The following is a 19,163-nucleotide window of genomic DNA, read 5'->3' on the forward strand; positions in this document are numbered from 1 at the left end:
TAAATGAACTTGGTAGAGCATTTTTGGGGTGAGTTCTTTTTTTCCTTGCATGACTAAAATTACAAAAAGTGAATCTTTTTTGCAAGATTTTTTTGGTATATTTGGGGAGTTGTGCAACAAGCACAACGGCTTATGGACAAACATCTGTTGTGACAACGAGTAATATTAACATACCTATTTCTAAAGAGAGACATACGCTTAACTACGTAACAAAGCCCAGTTGGGGCAATCAGAGTTTTATTGACAGCGTTAAAACTTTAAATCTTGAATTAATTAGATACCCTGGTGGTACTGAGTCTACATTGGTTTTTGGTATGTCCTCAATTTGTAATATACTTACAGGATTCATCAACATGAAGATTCAGCCGATACAGAGAGACTTTCATCCTGAAAGCTTTCGGAAGTATCTGCTGGAATATTAGGGTAAAATTCACCCATCTGACCCTATTAGCTGGAATAATGACAAAACCAACTCACACAGGAAAAACCAGATTTTAAACGAATTCCAAAGTAAGTCATCACTATTATTTTAGCTTCTATATCATTTTGAGGAAGTTTACAGTGTTCAATAACATTTAAACTTTTGAAAAATGAAAAAAATAATCAAGAAAATAGTACTGTACATGTTATTAGCGTTGCTGATTTTATTTATCTTCTTTGCGTGTAGTCCCAAAGTTTATAATGTCCCCTACATTAAACCAAGGACTACAACCAAATATTGGCAGCTACCGACAGGATCAAAAATTGCTTACACCTATTTGCCAGCCAAAGGTGACAGCGTTAAACCATATCCTGTTATTTATTTACATGGTGGACCAGGTGGTTATGTTTACAGCAAAAACATAGAATTACTCTCGAATCTTGCTGATGATGGCTATAATGTATATTTATATGATCAAATCGGTTGTGGCTTATCAAATAGGCTTGAAAATATTAAAGAATATACAGCTGAAAGACACAGGCAAGACCTAGAAGCTATAGTCAAAGAGTTGAATGCAGTAAAAGTTATCTTAATCGGGCAGTCTTGGGGCGGGGCATTGGCCACGCTTTATACAGCTGATAACGCTGAAAAAGTGGATAGAATTATCTTTACGAACCCGGGAGGGATTATGCCTCAAATAATTAAGGAACCAAAAAATAATTTTCCAGATAGTTTACAGCTAAAGGCTCCTTCCGATCTTTCAGCTAAATCAAATAAAAAAGCTTTAACTGCAAGGGGAATTTCTGTGGCGATCTGGGCTAACTTATTTGGTAAGAAATTAGCAAGTGATTATGAAGCCGATGGTTACTTAACAGATTTAGCAACTGAATTTACCAAAGCCCTGGTTTGTGATAGCACAAAAACCCTAAAAGAAGAAGGTGGTGCGGGTTATTATTGTAATATTAGAACCAATAGAAGCTTTGGAAAATTAACCGACCCTCGCTCAAAACTTCGAAATAATACCATTCCAATTTTGCTGCTAAAAGGGCAGTGTGATAACATTGAGTGGGAATATAATGAAGAATATTTAAACATATTTAAGAATAATCAACTCATAGTAATTCCAAATGCAGGACACCAAATATTTGTAGAACAACCCGAAAGGTATGTTGAAGAGATAAGAAAATTTTTAAATCAATAAAAAAAGAACCGCCCGGCACGTTTTGCTAATAGTTGCGATTTATTGCTCTGAAGAAACAACTGTTGTTTACCAAGTATTGATTCTCCGCAAAAACATTTGTCGAGTAAACGCCACCTTCGCTAGGGTAAAAAAAGTGGGCAGCACAATGACAAAAACAACTCACATAAAAAAAACCAAATTTCAAACGAATTCCAAAGTAAGTTATCACTATTATTATACTTACTATCTTACAATATGGAAATTTGCAGTATTAAATAACATTTAAACATTTGAAATAATGAACAAGATACTCATAATCACCGCAGTTTTACTGACATCAGTTGCGGCAAGTGCACAAAGCACAGTTCAAAAACCTTCCAAAAAAGGCAAAGTTTACTATTCTGTCTTCTGGGGGCTGTTCAAATCTGAGGGCTATACAAAAGATTCGGTAAAGTGCAATTTACCTGAGTATAAGGCTGAATTCTACGATATTAAAACAGATACTGCAAAGTATGAAGTGAAAAGCTTTCTATGGGGTGCTGTAAAATGGACTGAAAAGAAAAAAAACACATCAACTTTAAAATAGAAAAGCCATGAAAAATGATTTCTTAGAAAATGCCTCATTAGGCAAAAACGAATGGTGGCGGTATATACTTACCATTTTAGTAATGATAATCTTTGCAGGGTTATTTACGGTAATATTTGGCAAATTAGTAATGCCCATTGTAAAATCAAATATTGAAAAAACACCTTTTTCAGAAACTTTAGTAACACTAATGAGCTTGGGAGGTACATTTGCTGCTTTATTGCTGGGCTTGTGGCTGATGGTAAATAGATTGCATAAAAGGCCGTTTACTACTTTAATTCACGATAAAAGCGAATTTTCATGGAAGTTATGGTGTTTAGGTTTTTTTGCCTGGAGTCCAATAATTATAGTGCTTTCATTTTTGTTTCAATATAATGATTTTGAACGATTTCTTTCCTTAAATATTTCGATAAGTCAGATGTTAATCCTTTTATTAGTGGGGTTAATTACTATTGGTATTCAGTCTACGGCAGAAGAAATCATATTTAGGGGATATGCTTTGCAAGGAATATCGCTAAAGATGAAAAGTATATGGTTGTTAGTTATTATTAATTCATTGATTTTTGCTTTACTTCATTTGGGTTGGGGTTTTCAGTCGTTGATAGAATCCTTTGTTTTTGGTATAGTATTTACATACATTGTATTGGATACCAAACGTATTGAGTTTGTTGCAGGTGCCCATACTGTGAATAACTTGCTGTTTTTCTTATTTTTTCAACCAGAAAATGAAAAACTAACCCATTTTCAATGGACAATTGATTGGTTTGAATTGGGAACATTCCTTACATTTATTGTCGTTTTTTATTTTCTTATGCGAACTTTCTTTAAAAAAAAGAATAAAAATTATTCATAATACTTAATTTTCAGGAAATTTTAAATTCGTAAACTCAATCAGCACTAAAATAAAAGCATAATGAAGTTTAGAGTATTTTATCACCTTGCATTTTGGAGTTTCTTCACTTTTCTGTTTTCACAACAGAATCCGGAAGCAGACACACAAGATTACGTGAATTGGTTTACTGTTCTTGGCGTTTGTGCCGTGGAAGTCTATGTAAATCTTTACATCCTTTTGCCAAAGTATTTTTTTAGAAAAAAGTATCTCATTTATTCGCTGTTACTCTTTTTAACTGCCGGTATGGCAGCATTGGTTTTAACATGGTTAGTACCTACAAGTAAATATTTAATAGGTGCGCCTTTTTTCCAGCATTTTGTAAACCTTTTAGTTTTTGTTATAGTTACAAGCTCCTTCAAATTTTTCAGCGAATACTCTCAAAAACAAAAAGCCTTGATAAAAGTTGAAAACGAACAGCTAAAAACAGAACTTTCTGTTCTCAAAGCACAAGTGCATCCTCATTTTTTGTTTAATACACTAAATAATCTGTATGGTTTGATAACTCAAAATGAAAATCAAAAAGCTTCAGAAGTAACGTTAAAACTTTCTGATTTGATGCGGTATCTGTTGGATAGCAGCAAAGCCGATACGGTAAGCCTAAAAGCGGAAATTCGATTCCTGGAAGACTATGTGAGTTTGGAAAAAATCCGTTTAAGCAAAAATGTAAATATCCAATTTGAAGTTTCAGGCATTGATGAAGATGTTTTCATTCCTCCGTTACTATTTATTCCACTGGTAGAAAATGCATTCAAGCATGGGTTAAACACGCTATCGGAAGTTAATTATGCTCACTTTGCATTATCTTTACAAGGCAATGAACTCTTTTTTGAAGCTAAAAATTCGTTGGACAATAATGAGGATAAACAACCTCAAAGCGGAACGGGCTTAGCTAATCTTAGAAAAAGATTACACCTGATCTACCCCGAAAAACATCAGCTGGATTTTGAAACAACCGAAACGTTTTTTAAAGTAACTTTACACTTGCAATTATGAAATATCAATGTTTAATTGTAGATGACGAGCCAATTGCTCAACAAATCCTAGAAAAGTACGTTAACCAGATTGATACACTACATTTGGTTAGTAGATGTAGCAATGCTTTTGAGGCTCTGAATGTTTTGCACCAGAAACATATTGATATTTTGTTCTTAGACATTAAAATGCCTTCGCTTTCAGGATTAGAGATGCTCAAAACCTTACAAGATCCACCAAAAGTAATCCTAACAACAGCCTTTTCGGAATTTGGTGCAGAAAGCTACGAATATGGAATAACCGATTATTTACTCAAACCTATTCCTTTTGAACGGTTTTTGAAGGCAGTCAATAAAATTGTGATTCCTAAAAACACTAGCTTCACAAAGGAACAGGCGGAAGTAAAACCAACTTCTGAACCAACTTTTATTTTTTTTAAAGCCGATAAAAAAATACACAAATACTATTTCGCAGATATCCTTTTTATTGAAGGAAGTGGTAATTACATTAAAATCCATTCGCAGAATGACAAACCTCTTATGGTTCTTGATAAACTAACGGAACTATTGGAAAAATTACCTCTCAGGCAATTTATACGGGTACATAAATCATTTATCGTAAATGTAACCTATATTAAAAAAATTGAAGGAAACATGCTTACAATTCAAGACAAAGTAATCCCAATTTCTGCTTCTTACAAAAAGAATCTAGAAGGTCTAATAAAAGATAACCGTTGAATTAATTCTGCCAACTCAGATTTGGCATCAGCAGGGGCAAGATACAAACTTATGATTATTTGATTCTAATCAAGTTTAAAGATAATTAAGTAAAGATGAAAATCACTGATACGTTGGTCTAAAAAAATATATCTAAAAAGTTGTAAGAAATTTGAAATGACTGTTACCAATGGTATAAAATATAAAAATCATAAAATAATTTTGAAATGAAAAAATTTGTAACAGTTCTATTTATTTTAGTTTCCATACATGGAAATGCTCAAATCGAAAATTCTTTGCTTTGGAAAATTGAAGGTAATGGGCTCAAAAACCCTTCCCATTTATTTGGAACTATTCATGCTATGTGTCCCAATGAATTAAATATTGCTGAGAAAGTAAAAAAAGCCCTTGACGCTTCTCAGCAATTGGTGCTGGAAGTAGATATGGATGATCCTGATATCATGACAAAGCTTCAACAAGCCTCAGTAAACCCATCAATGAAGAACATTAATACGGAAATTTCCGAAGCCGATTTAGCATTAGCGAATAATTTTTTTTTAAAGAATTATGGTACTGATCTATCACAGTTAGGCATTCTTAAACCAATGGGCCTAATTTCTATGGTGTTTATGAAAGCACTTAACTGTGAACAACCAGGTTCTTACGAAGCTGAATTTATGAAATATGCACAAAAACACAAGTGGGAAGTTTTTGGTCTTGAAGAAGTTGAATTACAATTAACTCTTTTAGATGAGATTCCTATAAAACAGCAGCTCTCATTTCTAGTAAATTACATCAAAGACAGAGAAGCATTGAATAAAAGTATTGAAGATTTAATTTCAGCTTATACGATCGAAGATATTTCTAAACTCAATGTACTAATTGGTGGATATCCTGAGTATACAGCCATTAAAGGGGTAATTTTTGACAAAAGAAATGAGAGCTGGATACCTACTATTGAAAAATTCGCTTCTGAAAAAACTACCTTTTTTGCTGTAGGAGCTGGTCATTTAGCCGGAGATAAAGGGGTTATCAATCTGCTAAGAGCACGAGGATATATAGTAACTCCTATTTTGGAAAATTAATTCACAATTCGAATATATAAGAAACCGGAAAACTATGTAAACGAAAAATCAGTCAAAGGACTAATTTTATCAACAAGCTTTTTTATTACATTCTGAAAGGTCCAGGACTTATTGCATTGGCTGCTTTCACTATTTATTATAGGCTTCAAGTTGTTCTTATCATTAACAGTTGACCATATACAATTATGGCCTATAATAATGGACTAAATAAAATATATTTTTCACTATCAAGTAGTTACTAATTAGTAAAATTAGGCGATTTGAATATCCAGTTTGAGCAAATCATTAAAGAGTATCATCCTATTCTTTTCAAAATAGGCAGAGTCTATTCATCAGATTATGATTTTGATGACCTATATCAGGAGATGCTGATAAACATCTGGAAGGGATATAACAATTTTAAGGGTGACTCGAAATTATCCACGTGGGTTTATCGAGTTGCCCTAAATACAGCCCTAACGTTCAAACGTGATAATTCAAAACACAACAAAAATGAAAAATGGGTACATCATTTTGATATTCCAGACACTCATAGCAACAAAGAAGTTGAAGAAACTGAAAGGAAAATAAAAAGGTTGTATGAGGCAATTGGTAAACTCAAAGCCGATCAAAAGGCCATCATCTTGTTATATCTGGATAAAAAGTCGTACGATGAGATTTCAGAAATAACAGGATTAAGCGAATCTAATGTTGGGGTGAAAATAAATCGTATCAAGAAAAAACTATTCAATCTATTAAGTCATTAATTATGAACGAAAAAGAAATGTTTGAATTATGGGATGGGCAAACGTCTATATCCAAAGAGCTTCCTGCAATTAGCGAAGTAGAAAAAATGGCAAGGCAAAAAAGTACTGATGTGTTTAAGAAGATTAAGACGAATATCATTATTGAATTCATTATTGCTATTCCATTATGTATTATTTCAATTCCTATTATGTTTTCTAGTGAAAAGGAGCTCTTTTGGATTTCCATTGCAATAACAAGTTTAGCCTTATTTGCTGGGATTAAAATCTACGGCAAGTACCTTAACGCTTTTAAAAAATTGAATCAACTCAACATAGTAGAGTCACTAGAAAAAAAAATAGCTATTTTAAAAAGGTATGTTAAACAGCTAAATTTTTATTTAATCGTGTTTATGCCATTAGGGTTAATCCTAGGAATCTTATTGAGCCATGGAAAATCAAATATTAATATCCAAATAATTTTAAATATTAGTTTAGTTACTCTTCCTTTTTTACTTCTTTGTATTTGGTTAGGTAAAAAATATATTTACCAACTCTATGGCAGACATCTTGAACAAATTCAAGAAATATATTCGCAATTAGTGGAAGATATTAACAAATGAATTACTTGCGACAAACTTTATTTATGCAATAATGCTCTAAGCATATACTCACCTTATGAATTTAGGCGTAAAGACATAAATGTAAATATAGAAATAATACTGAAATATGATACTTTTTGAAAATAACAACTTAAAATAAAATCAAGTTAGTTACCATTCAAGTGTAATAGATTTTAAAGTTATTCAAATTAAAATAATTTTCCTTAACATCATTTAAAAATTTTGAAATTAATATTTAACGGACTAAATGCATATTTGTAAAATTGTATTTGATTTATAACTTATTAAAAACTAATTTTTCAAATAATTTATCTGTTTTATTTGAATTTTTATCAAACAAAAATAAGTTATTACTCATCTAAATGAAGTTTTAACAATAAAAGTAAAATAATCTTTAGTTGGAAAAAAATGACAGAATGATAGGATGTAAATTAAAAAAATTGATTTTTTTAATTTACATCCTATTATTAGTTCTTGATTTTACAGATCTTAAATTTAATTCAATATACTAAAAATAAACAGTTTATGAAAGTTTTTTTTTTTAACAAAATATTTACATGACACAAATGTGTCAGGTAGAATAAAAATTCAAGTTAGAACTTTGTATAAAATTTTTTTTATGAAAATTATTTGTTACCAAATATTTTTTTTTAGGAATTAAAACAAAAACTTAGCCCCCAAGTTATGAAAAAATTATTACTATCATTTAAAATTAATTGCGACCCATTTTATCCAACAAAACATCTAAAAAATTTTACAAAACCGTATTACCTTTTTTTCTTATTTTTTTTTGGATTTAATTTTTTATCAATTGCTCAAAACACCCTAAACACAGTTGGCTTAACAGCATCTACACCATCTACCGCTGCATATAGTTTACGTAAGCTAAGTACTACTTACACGGGTAATGCAATATTGGTTCGAAGAAGTAGTGATAATGCTACTCAGAATATTGGCTTTACTGCGTCTGGACACTTGAATGAATCAGCATTACTATCATTTGTAGGTTCTGGGAGCGGGTTTGTACAGACTTGGTATGATCAAAGTGATTTTAACCGCCACGCTACACAAACAAATTTAGCTAATCAACCCAGAATAGTGAATGCAGGGGTGATCGAGAGGCAAAATGGTGTCCCTTCAGTTTTTTTTACTGGCTCTAGCTTCTTAACGCATACTTTATTTCCTACTACAGGTTTCACAGGTTATACGGCAAATATTGTAGCAAGATGGACAACAACAGGAACGAGTCAGGCTACAATCCAAACACTATTAGATAACAATCATAATGCAACTCAAGGCTTTGCCCTTCAAGACCGACCTGATTTAGCCGGAAGGCCTTTGACTTTTGGAATCGCAGCAAACCCAAGTGGAGCTGGTGTTCAAGATAATACTTTATCGGGAAATGGGACTAGTCGAATTTTTACTTTCACGGCTGATAATTCTACGGTCTCTGGTTTTAAAGAAGGCACTGCTTTTTCAACCGCCTCTATTTCAGGTACAAACTATACACTTCAAAACCGTTTTGTAATTGGTGCTTGGTTTAATGGAGGTTCAGTAACTCGATATACTACTGGGCATATTGGAGAGGTTTTGGTTTTCCCTTCGGCTCTTTCTAATGCCAATAGACAGACTTTAGAATGTAATCAAAGTGCTTATTTTACAATTCCTTTTCTTTCACCCGGAGTTGAATTCTACATTCAAAATACCGCAGCAAGTTCAGCTTGTAATTCTGCTGATGAGCAGGTGGTCTGGAAGTTATCAGATTTAGTTAATACTCAATCAAGTGGTAATAACTTAACCAAAGTAAACTCCAATGGTAATTGGGATGGAGGTGCTGCTTCTTGGAATACAGTTTCTGATAATGGCTATTTTCAATTTACAGCTTCAGAAACCAATACCGCTCGTATGGTTGGTTTAAGTGCTACTAATGCCAATGCTAATTTTAATACAATTCAATATGCGTGGTATTTGCTCAGTAACGGTACTTGTGAAATTTATGAATCTGGAAACTTTAGAGGTAGTTATGGAACATACTCCGTTAATGATCTATTCAAGATTACTGTAGAAGCGGGTGTTGTAAAATATTATCAAAACAATATATTACGCTATATTAGTAATATTGCCCCAAATTTACCTTTATTAGTTGATGTATCCATCAATAGCGTTAATGGAACAGTTTCTAATGCTATTGTATCTAATTATTCCACCGGCTCTTTTACTGCTACAGGATTAAATCTTGGAGCATCACCAATTTATCAATGGAAGTTGAATGGAAATAATGTAGGCACCAATAGTACTTCTTATGTCAATACTAGTTTGGCTGATAATGATATAGTTTCTTGTGTAGTTAGTTTTTCCGGAAGTTGTGGAACCAACTCTTTTACCTCGAATTCAATTACCAATAAAATCATAACTTCACCAACAAGCATTGATTTTTACATTCAAGGAACAGTTGGTTCATCTGCCTGTAATACAGCCGAGGAAGATGTATATTGGCGTGTGTCTGAATTGTTCAATTTACAGGTAACAGGAACTGGAAATAGTTTGCGTAAGATTCAGTCGAGTGGGAATTGGGATGGAGGAGCTTCTTCTTGGAATACAGTTTCTAATAATGGTTATTTTCAATTTACAGCTTCAGAAACCAATACCGCTCGTATGGCTGGTTTAAGTGCTACTAATGCCAATGCTAATTTTAATACCATTCAATATGCGTGGTATTTGCTCAGTAACGGTACTTGTGAAATTTATGAATCTGGCAACTTTAGAGGTAGTTATGGTACATACTCCGTTAATGATCTGTTCAAGATAAGTGTTGAAGAGGGCGTAGTAAAATATTATCAAAATAATGTTTTGCGTTATATCAGTACAATTGCCCCTAGCTTGCCGTTATCGGTTGATGTTTCTATTAATAGCGTAAATGGAACAGTTTCTAATGCTATTGTTTCCAATTACAATAATGGTGTATTTATAGCTACTGCTACAAACGCAGGGAGCACTCCGACGTATCAATGGAAATTAAATGGCGTTGATGTAGGAGCCAATAGTTCAACCTACACCAATACGGCATTATCCAATAATGATGTTATCACTTGTACCTTGCTTCCAAGTTTAACAGGTTGTTCAGGTGTAACACCTTATACGTCTAATAAAATAACTAATAAATCAATAGCGACTGGTGTTTCTTTGGACTTTTACATAGCTGGTGGTGTTGCATTATCTGCTTGTAATTCGGTGGAAGAACAAGTTAAATGGAAAGTTTCCGACTTACAAAATGTAGAAGCCACTACTAATAATTTATTGAAAATACAATCGAATGGGAATTGGAATGGTGGTGCTTCTTCTTGGAATACAGTTTCTGATAATGGTTATTTTCAATTTACAGCTTCAGAAACTAATACCGCTCGTATGGCTGGTTTAAGCACTACAAATGCCAATGCTAATTTTAATACCATTCAATATGCTTGGTATTTGCTCAGTAATGGTACTTGTGAAATTTATGAATCTGGTAACTTTAGAGGTAATTATGGAACATACTCCGTTAATGATCTCTTCAAGATAAGTGTTGAAGCTGGTGTAGTAAAATATTATCGAAACGGAGTTTTAGTATATAACAGTTTGATTGTACCTGTATTACCACTATTAGTTGATGTGTCAATAAATAGTGTGCTTGGTACCGTTTCAAATGCAATAGTATCTAATTTAAGCGACACTACTTTTACTGCTTTTTCTAGTGGTGCGGGAGCTAATCCTTCTTACCAATGGCTACTCAATGGTTTAAATGTTGGTACAAACACGAATACATATTCCAATCCATTCTTAACAAGTGGTGATATAGTAACTTGTTTATTAACACCAGATTTTGGTGGATGTAGTACTACAACGTTTGCTTCTAATAGTATTACAACCATACAAGTAGGGGCACCCGCTTCTATTGAGTTTCTAATACAAGGTACACCTGCTTTCACGGGTTGTAATGTTGCCAAGGAGGATGTTCGTTGGTTAACCTCATCATTGTTAAATGTGAATACCAATAATAATAATTTGGTTAAAATACAATCTAATGGGAATTGGAATGGGGGAGCGGCCTCACGAAATCTAGTAACGAATAATGGTTTTTTTGAATTTACAGCAACAGAAACCAATACCAATCGGATGGCTGGTTTAAGTTCTACTAATGCTAATGCTAATTTTAATACGATTCAATATGCTTGGTATTTGCTCGGTAATGGAACATGTGAAATTTATGAATCTGGGAACTTTAGAGGTAGTTTTGGTACTTATGTATCGGGTAATGTTTTTAAAATAAGTGTGGAGGAAATGGTAGTAAAATACTATTTGAATGATGTTTTACGTTATACTTCTACACAAATACCTGCACTGCCTTTGATGGCAGATGTGTCGATTAATTCAGTAAATGGAACCATCACTGATGCAAAAATAACCAATTATAATAATGGTGTTTTCACTGCGTTTGCTACTAATGCAGGTGCATCACCAAGTTATCAATGGTATTTGAACGGTATTATTGTGGGAACCAATAGCTCTTCCTACACCAATACATCTCTTGGAAGCGGCGATGTTGTTTCTTGTGTTTTAACACCGGATTTAGCAGGCTGTTTTAATGCACAAATAGAATCTAATGTTATTTTAAACCAACAAATTAGTTCTCCTGTAGGAATTGAGTTTATCATACAAGGTAGTGCAGTATCTTCAGGATGTGTAATTTCATCAGAAAATGTAGTATGGAAAAGAGCTGACAATGTTAATGTTTTAGCCACAGGGAATAGTTTGTTAAAAATTCAGTCTAATGGGAATTGGAATGGAGGTGCCGCTTCATACAATTCTGTAACGAATAACGGCTATCTTGAGTTTACAGCTTCAGAAACCAATACCGCTCGTATGGCTGGTTTAAGTGCTACTAACGCCAATGCTAATTTTAATACCATTCAATATGCTTGGTATTTGCTCAGTAATGGTACTTGTGAAATTTATGAATCTGGTAACTTTAGAGGTAATTATGGAACATACTCCGTTAATGATCTCTTCAAGATAAGTGTTGAAGCTGGTGTAGTAAAATATTATCAAAATAATATTTTGCGTTATATCAGTACAATTGCCCCTAGCTTGCCGTTATTGGTTGATGTTTCTATTAATAGCGTAAATGGAACAATTACCAATGCAATTGTTTCTAATTTTAATAATGGGACATTTATAGCAACAGCAACTAACGCAGGTTTAAATCCTTCATATCAGTGGAAGTTAAATGGTGTGAATGTAGGTTCTGGAACAGCCACCTATACCAATACCGCTTTAACAAATAATGATGTAATAACTTGTTTGTTAACTCCTAACATAAATGGTTGCGCTGGTGTGACACCTGTATTATCTAATGCTATATCTAATAATTTTATTGGTCAAACTCCAATTGAATTTTATATTCAAGCTAATGCCGATATAGCCGCTTGTAGAACGGCTGAAGAAAGTGTAGTATGGCAAACAGCCTCACTTGCTAATGTTTCTGCTAATGGAAATAATTTGTTGAAAATTCAATCGAATGGGAATTGGAATGGTGGAGCTTCGTCTTGGAATACCGTTAAGAATAATGGTTTTTTTGAGTTTACAGCATCCGAGATCAATACTGAACGAATGGTAGGTTTAAGTTCTACAAATGCCAATGCCAATTTTAATACCATTCAATATGCTTGGTATTTACGCAGTAACGGGACCTGTGAAATTTATGAATCAGGCTCATTCAGAGGTAATTTTGGAGCTTATGTTGTAGGAGATACTTTTAAAGTAGCTGTAGAAAGTAATGTTGTTAAATATTACAGAAATAATGTTTTACGTTTTACTAGTTCAATAACCCCAAGTCTACCTTTACTAGTTGATGTTTCAATAAATAGTATTAATGGAACCGTTTCAGATGCAAAAGTATCAAACTATTATTCAGGTTCATTTACTGCTTTTGCAACCAATGCGGGAAGTTCTCCTTCATTTCAATGGAAGTTGAACGGAAACAATGTAGGAACAAATAGTGCGGTTTATAGTAATTCAACCATTGCTCCCAATGATGTTGTTTCTTGTATCCTTACACCGAGTATCACTGGCTGTTCTTCCTCTGGAAATATTGCCTCAAATAACATTCTAAACAAGCCAATCACTAATTTATCAGGTTCTGAAATTGTAGTTCAAGGAACAGTTGCTACAGGTACATGTTCTAATGTTGTTTCAGAGGAAGTAGTGTGGCTAAATTCATCACTTCAAAATTTAACAGCAATAGGAAATGGTCTATTAAAAACTCAATCCAACGGAGTTTGGAACGGAGGTGCAGCTTCATACAATACAGTAAGTAACAATGGCTATTTAGAGTTTATTGCTACCGAGACTAATACGGAGAGAATGTGTGGATTAAGTACTTCAAATGCTAATTCTAATTATAATACAATTCGTTATGCAATTTATTTAAGAAGTAACGGAACATGTTCAATTTTTGAATCCGGATCTAATAGAGGTAGTTTTGGTGCTTATTCAAGTGGTGATCGTTTTAGAGTATCAGTAGAAAGTAATGTTGTAAGATATTACAGAAATAATACGTTATTATACACTAGTACATTAACACCTACTTTACCTCTTTTGGTTGATGTTTCAATAAATTCAGTCAATGGAACTGTTACAAGTGCAAAGGTAATAAATTCAAATGCCGGTACCTACACTGTAACCGCAACTAATGTTGGTACTTCACCTACCTACCAATGGAGAGTAAATGGGGCTAATGTTGGTACAAATTCACCAACTTTTGTTAACGCTAATTTACAAATCAATGATGTAATTAGTTGTGTTGTTACACCAGATGCATCTGGTTGTAATACAGCAACATATCAATCTAATTTAGTTACTGTTCTTTCAAGTGGAAACCCTATTGTTGCACCGATTACCGGGACAACAACAATTTGTTTAGGTGGAACGACTCAATTATTAAATGCTTCACCTGGAGGTGTTTGGTCTAGTAGTAATTTGTCAGTAGCTACTGTGAATGCAACAGGGTTAGTTACCTCTATAGCTTCCGGTTTAGCAACTATTACTTATACCATTACAAATGGTTCTTGTAGTAGTAATGCTGTTACTATGATAACTGTTAATAATCTAACTCCTTCTGTGGCAATTACCTCAAATTCTTCTAACATATGTTTAGGTAATAATGTTACATTTAATGCTACAGCTTTACAAACAGGGGGTGGAACAGTAACTTATGATTTCAGAGTAAATGGAATTAGTGTTCAAAACAGTTCTTCTTCAACTTATACTTCAAGTAGTCTAATTAATGGTGATGTCGTAAGCTGTCAAATTAGTATTGTGGATGGAAGTTGTTTGGCTATTTCGACAGCTAACTCAAATTCAATTACAATGGTAGTAAATAATATTTTAACTCCCTCTGTTGTATTAAGTACACCATCAACTTCAAATTGTAGCGGTAGTTCGGCAACATTTACAGCAACTGCAAGTAATACTGGTGGTGGTGTAATAAGTTATAATTTTAAAGTCAACGGTTCTAGTGTACAAAACGGAACAATTAATTCTTACACTCTTACCAATCCTACTAATGGAGTCGTAATAAGTTGCGATATTTCTATGCTTGGAGGAACATGTTTGCTTTCAAATACAGCCACTTCAAATTCAATCACCCTATCAGTTGTTGGCAACAGTACTCCATCAGTTTCAATATCTTCTACATCAACTTCATTTTGTTTAGGAAATTCAACTACAGTAACAGCAACAACTCTAAATACAGGTGGCGGAACTATAATATATACCTTTTTAAATAATGGAGTTAACGTACAAAGTGGTTCATCTAATACTTTTACAAGTACTACAATTACAAATGGTTCATCAATAAAATGTAACATTACAATTGTAGGGGGTATTTGTTTGACCTCACCTGTTGCTGCTTCAAATACAATAACATATAACGTAACAACACCAAGTGTAGTGCTTACTTCATCAGGAACTACTTTATGTTCAGGAGCGAATGTAGTTTTTACCGCCACAGCATCTAATACTTCTGGAGTTGGAAGTTTAAGTTACACTTTTCTTCGTAATGGTGTAATAGTTCAAAATGGTGCTTCAAATGTCTATAATACAAACACATATGATAATGGTGATATTTTTGAATGTCTCTTAAATGTTAGTGGGGGAGTTTGTTCAAATTTAGTCTCTATTTATTCAAATCCAATTTCAATTAATGCTTTGAATACAACAGTAAATATTTCAGCAAGTTCTAATACAATCTGTTCTGGAACTAATGTTACGTTCACTGCTTCTGCAAATAGTACAGGTGGAGGTACAATTACTTATACATTTAGAAGAAATAATGTAGTTGTTCAGACTGGGTTATCCAATACTTTTACTACAAGTACAATTTCTAACGGAAATTCATTTAGTTGTAGTATATCTGTGACCGGAAGTTCTTGTGGTAATCCTACAGCTAATTCTAATGCTATTCTAATGAATGTAATACCAACTGTTACACCAGTAGTTAATTTGTCAGTTAGTCCAAGCTCAACATTTTGTTCTGGAAGTGTTTTAACCTTTATTGCAAATCCCACTAATGGTGGAATTTCTCCTATGTTTGATTTTAGAGTTAATGGTATATCTGTGCAGAATACTAATTCTAATATTTTTGTTAGTGATGCCTTATTAGATGGGCAAATAGTTGAAGTAGTTATGACAAGCAATGCAGTTTGTACAACCACTTCAATTGCAAATAGTGATGGCATTACTGTTAATTTTTATCCCGCTCTTTCAGTTGGATTACCATCAGCAACTCCGACAGTATGTATTAATAACAGTTTAACTAATATTGTTTTTTCAACATCTGGTTCTATTGGTATTGGATTAGTTACAGGCTTACCATTAGGTTTAAATGCGAGTTGGTTTAATGATACTATCACAATAGCAGGTACACCAATTGAAAGTGGAATATTTAACTATAGTATTCTAGTTAATGGTAATTGTGGAAACATAACTGCTACAGGTTCAATTATTGTTACGGAGGGTTCAATAGCAGGAACTGCATCAGGTCCTTCAACAATATGTTCCGGAAATTCTGTTGAAATAACTTTGACTGGGAATCAAGGAGCTATTCAATGGCAACAGTCAGCAAATGGTTTTAATGGATGGTTTGATATTGATGGAGCAAACTCCTCAAGTTTAATTACAGGTAATTTAACCTTAACAACCTTTTTTAGGGCTGTTGTTACAAATAATAATTGTACTTCAGTGATTAGTAATGTGGTTGAAGTTAGTGTAAATTATAATACTTGGAACGGAGTTGATTGGTCAAATGGTTCTCCTACAATTACAGATTCAATTTTGTTCGATGGTGATTATAACGAAAGTACAAATTTACTTGCATGTTCATGTAATGTAATTTCCGGTAATATAGTAATACCCTCAGGAACTGTAATGACAATTGTTAACTCTTTAAATATTTCAGGTGGAAGTTTAACATTTGAGAACAATGCTAGTTTGGTACAAATAAACAATGTAACTAATACTGGAGTAATTACATATAACCGAAGTGCTACTAATATTCAGGGTCAAGATTATATTTATTGGTCATCTCCGGTAGCGAATCAGAATATTAATATAATTTATTCTAATCCGATTCAAGGGCCAAAATTTATCTGGAACACAATTGCAAATAACGGTAATGGAAATTTTGGCAATATAAGTCAAGGAAGATGGGAGTCTGCAAACAATATGAACATGCAGATTGGAAAAGGTTACATTGTAAGAGGGTCGAATGTTTTTTCAATGCCTGCTACAACAATTAATAGTTCATTTATCGGAGTGCCAAATAATGGTGATATTACATCAATTATTCAAAGAGGACAATTTACAGGTTCTAATTATGTAGGCTTGAATGGTATTCAGATTACCAATTTAGAAGATAATTATAATTTGTTAGGTAATCCATATCCATCAGCAATTAATGCTTTACAATTTTTAGCCGATAATAGTACTTCTATTCTAGGAAATGTGAGACTTTGGAAACATGGTATAGATATTTCCAGTTCAGCGTCAAATCCTTTTTATGGTAGTTTTACATATAATTATTCTTCATCAGATTATGAGATAATTAATTTTACAGGAACAACTACACCTGGATTTAGTGACTTAATCAAAGCAGGACAAGGTTTTTTTGTACAAATGATTGATGGACCCGGTAATGCAACTGGAACTGTAATATTTAATAATGGACAACGTAACAGTAGTTATTTAAATGACAATTTTTTTAGATCTAGTTCAGAAAATATTAATAACAACAACAATGGTGTCTTATCACTAGAGCGACATAGAATTTGGTTGGATATTGTAAATTCAAATAATGCTTCTGCTTCCACATTAATTGGTTATGTAGAAGGTGCAACAGAAGGTTTTGATTCAGGTTATGATGCACAAGAGAAGTCGTTAAATGATATGCGAATATTCAGTATGATTGATGATAAAACTCTTGTCATTCAAGGTCGATCTTTGCCATTTAATCAAGATGATCAAGTACCATTAGTTATAACAACCCCTAACTCCGGAGACTATGTTATTGCAATTCGTGCAATTGATGGATTATTTCAATACAACAATCAAAACATTTATTTAGAAGATAAATTGCTAAATGTAATTCATGATTTAAAGTTGAGTCCATATCCTTTTTCCAGTATTGCTGGTATTCATAATGACAGATTTGTGTTACGATATACAGATGGTAATTCTCTTGGAATTGGAGATATAGAAAATTCAGAGGGTATAATGATTGCACATTTATTGTCTAGTAATAGTGTAGTAATAAAAAATTCATCACAAAAAGTTGCCATTCAAGCTGTAGAAATTTTCAATTTGTTAGGACAAAAAATACAGGATTGGAAATTCTCTAATCAATATCAACCTGATTATTTACTCCAAATTTCAGAAGTAAGAACAGGTACTTATGTAGTTAAGGTATCAACTGATAAGGGAATAATTTCCAAGAATGTATTAATAAAAGAGTAGTTTTTTATTTTACAACAAGTCTAGATGTTTTGATTTTAGATTCATTTAGTGTTTTTATAAATAATGTAAATATCTGAATTAGAAAAAAAAGTTATGAAAGAACCAATTATCGCCTATTTAAAAATAATTAAAGCAATTTGTCCTCAAGTTACTGAGGAGGAATTGATTTATATAGAGAGTGGATTGTCAATTATAGAATTAAAACCAAGACAAATATATATTCATGCAAGTAATATTCAGAAAGAAATCGGTTTTGTTTTTTCTGGTTTACTAAGAGGATATTATGTAGACAATATGGGTAATCAAATAACTGTTAATTTCATTAGAGAGTATGAATTTGCGACTCATTTTCCAGCTTTTATAAGTCAAACTCCAAGTATGTATAGCTTTCAAACAATTGAGCCAACTGTTATTGTAAACATTTCTTATAAACATATACAGGAGGGTTATCAGAGATATCCAATTATGGAAAGATATGGAAGATTAGTGGCTGAAGAGGTTTTGAAAATTCAGCAAAAGCGTATTGAGAGTTTTCTATTTGAAACAGCAGAAGATCGCTACATTAAATTCATCAATGAAGATCCTGATTTATTCAATAGGGTTTCGATATCACATTTATGCTCATATCTTGGCATAGAAAGGCAAACACTAACACGAATTCGAAAAAAATTATCAGATGTTACTACCCTACAGGAATAATTTAATTTCAGTATAAAAATATAAAGTAAAAACCTATCGTACAAAATTAAAAAAGCATGCAATTAAAAAGATCATTTTTAAAATAGGTTTATTATTAATTTGATTGTCCGCAATTACCCATAATTAAATAAAAAGCCTTATATTTGATAAAAAAAAGCGATGAATTTATTCAGTTTTACGGCAAATTTTGGAAGTGAAGAAGCTTGTAGACTTCATTTTAA

At 32.7% G+C, this 19,163-nt stretch carries 10 protein-coding genes; all 10 read left to right on the forward strand.

Annotation, left to right across the window (positions count from 1 at the left end):
• The first annotated feature begins 590 nt into the window (after positions 1-590).
• The 10 genes from ACIQ0M_RS13510 (at position 591) to ACIQ0M_RS13555 (ending at position 18,942) form a co-directional block, all read left to right on the forward strand.
• On the forward strand, positions 591-1,622 hold the full coding sequence (locus tag ACIQ0M_RS13510; RefSeq protein WP_396153129.1) for an alpha/beta hydrolase: 1,032 nt from the start codon (positions 591-593) through the stop codon (positions 1,620-1,622).
• Positions 1,623-1,899: 277 nt separating this feature from the next.
• Positions 1,900-2,187: a hypothetical protein gene (locus ACIQ0M_RS13515; RefSeq protein WP_396153131.1), complete on the forward strand. Its 288-nt coding sequence runs from the start codon at positions 1,900-1,902 to the stop codon at positions 2,185-2,187.
• A gap of 7 nt (positions 2,188-2,194) precedes the next feature.
• Positions 2,195-3,040 (forward strand): lysostaphin resistance A-like protein, encoded by an 846-nt coding sequence (locus tag ACIQ0M_RS13520; protein WP_396153133.1) that lies wholly within the window; start codon positions 2,195-2,197, stop codon positions 3,038-3,040.
• 60 nt (positions 3,041-3,100) lie between these two features.
• On the forward strand, positions 3,101-4,072 hold the full coding sequence (locus ACIQ0M_RS13525; protein WP_396153135.1) for a sensor histidine kinase: 972 nt from the start codon (positions 3,101-3,103) through the stop codon (positions 4,070-4,072).
• Positions 4,069-4,788 carry a LytR/AlgR family response regulator transcription factor gene (locus tag ACIQ0M_RS13530; RefSeq protein WP_396153137.1) on the forward strand — a complete coding sequence of 240 codons (720 nt, stop codon included), beginning with the start codon at positions 4,069-4,071 and terminating at the stop codon, positions 4,786-4,788. Before ACIQ0M_RS13525 ends, ACIQ0M_RS13530 begins: the two co-directional genes overlap by 4 nt.
• A 206-nt stretch (positions 4,789-4,994) precedes the next feature.
• Positions 4,995-5,852 (forward strand): TraB/GumN family protein, encoded by an 858-nt coding sequence (locus tag ACIQ0M_RS13535; protein ID WP_396153139.1) that lies wholly within the window; start codon positions 4,995-4,997, stop codon positions 5,850-5,852.
• 260 nt (positions 5,853-6,112) lie between these two features.
• Positions 6,113-6,598, forward strand: coding sequence for an RNA polymerase sigma factor (locus tag ACIQ0M_RS13540; protein ID WP_396153141.1), 486 nt, complete (start codon positions 6,113-6,115; stop codon positions 6,596-6,598).
• Between the two features lie 2 nt (positions 6,599-6,600).
• Complete coding sequence (locus ACIQ0M_RS13545) at positions 6,601-7,197, forward strand: hypothetical protein (protein WP_396153143.1); 597 nt, start codon at positions 6,601-6,603, stop codon at positions 7,195-7,197.
• A 684-nt stretch (positions 7,198-7,881) separates the two neighbouring features.
• Complete coding sequence (locus ACIQ0M_RS13550) at positions 7,882-18,243, forward strand: T9SS type A sorting domain-containing protein (RefSeq protein WP_396153145.1); 10,362 nt, start codon at positions 7,882-7,884, stop codon at positions 18,241-18,243.
• A gap of 93 nt (positions 18,244-18,336) precedes the next feature.
• The gene (locus tag ACIQ0M_RS13555; RefSeq protein WP_396153147.1) at positions 18,337-18,942 is read left to right on the forward strand and encodes a Crp/Fnr family transcriptional regulator; all 606 of its coding nucleotides are present in this window, start codon (positions 18,337-18,339) and stop codon (positions 18,940-18,942) included.
• The last annotated feature ends 221 nt before the right edge of the window (positions 18,943-19,163 follow it).

The organism is Flavobacterium sp. (assembly GCF_044339515.1).
GTDB lineage: Bacteria > Bacteroidota > Bacteroidia > Flavobacteriales > Flavobacteriaceae > Flavobacterium.

What these genes read in the sequence shown, in the direction of transcription:
- ACIQ0M_RS13510 (WP_396153129.1), top strand. Translation starts at nt 591, where the DNA reads ATGAAAAAAATAATCAAGAAAATAGTACTGTACATGTTATTAGCGTTG.
- ACIQ0M_RS13515 (WP_396153131.1), top strand. Translation starts at nt 1,900, where the DNA reads ATGAACAAGATACTCATAATCACCGCAGTTTTACTGACATCAGTTGCG.
- ACIQ0M_RS13520 (WP_396153133.1), top strand. Translation starts at nt 2,195, where the DNA reads ATGAAAAATGATTTCTTAGAAAATGCCTCATTAGGCAAAAACGAATGG.
- ACIQ0M_RS13525 (WP_396153135.1), top strand. Translation starts at nt 3,101, where the DNA reads ATGAAGTTTAGAGTATTTTATCACCTTGCATTTTGGAGTTTCTTCACT.
- ACIQ0M_RS13530 (WP_396153137.1), top strand. Translation starts at nt 4,069, where the DNA reads ATGAAATATCAATGTTTAATTGTAGATGACGAGCCAATTGCTCAACAA.
- ACIQ0M_RS13535 (WP_396153139.1), top strand. Translation starts at nt 4,995, where the DNA reads ATGAAAAAATTTGTAACAGTTCTATTTATTTTAGTTTCCATACATGGA.
- ACIQ0M_RS13545 (WP_396153143.1), top strand. Translation starts at nt 6,601, where the DNA reads ATGAACGAAAAAGAAATGTTTGAATTATGGGATGGGCAAACGTCTATA.
- ACIQ0M_RS13550 (WP_396153145.1), top strand. Translation starts at nt 7,882, where the DNA reads ATGAAAAAATTATTACTATCATTTAAAATTAATTGCGACCCATTTTAT.
- ACIQ0M_RS13555 (WP_396153147.1), top strand. Translation starts at nt 18,337, where the DNA reads ATGAAAGAACCAATTATCGCCTATTTAAAAATAATTAAAGCAATTTGT.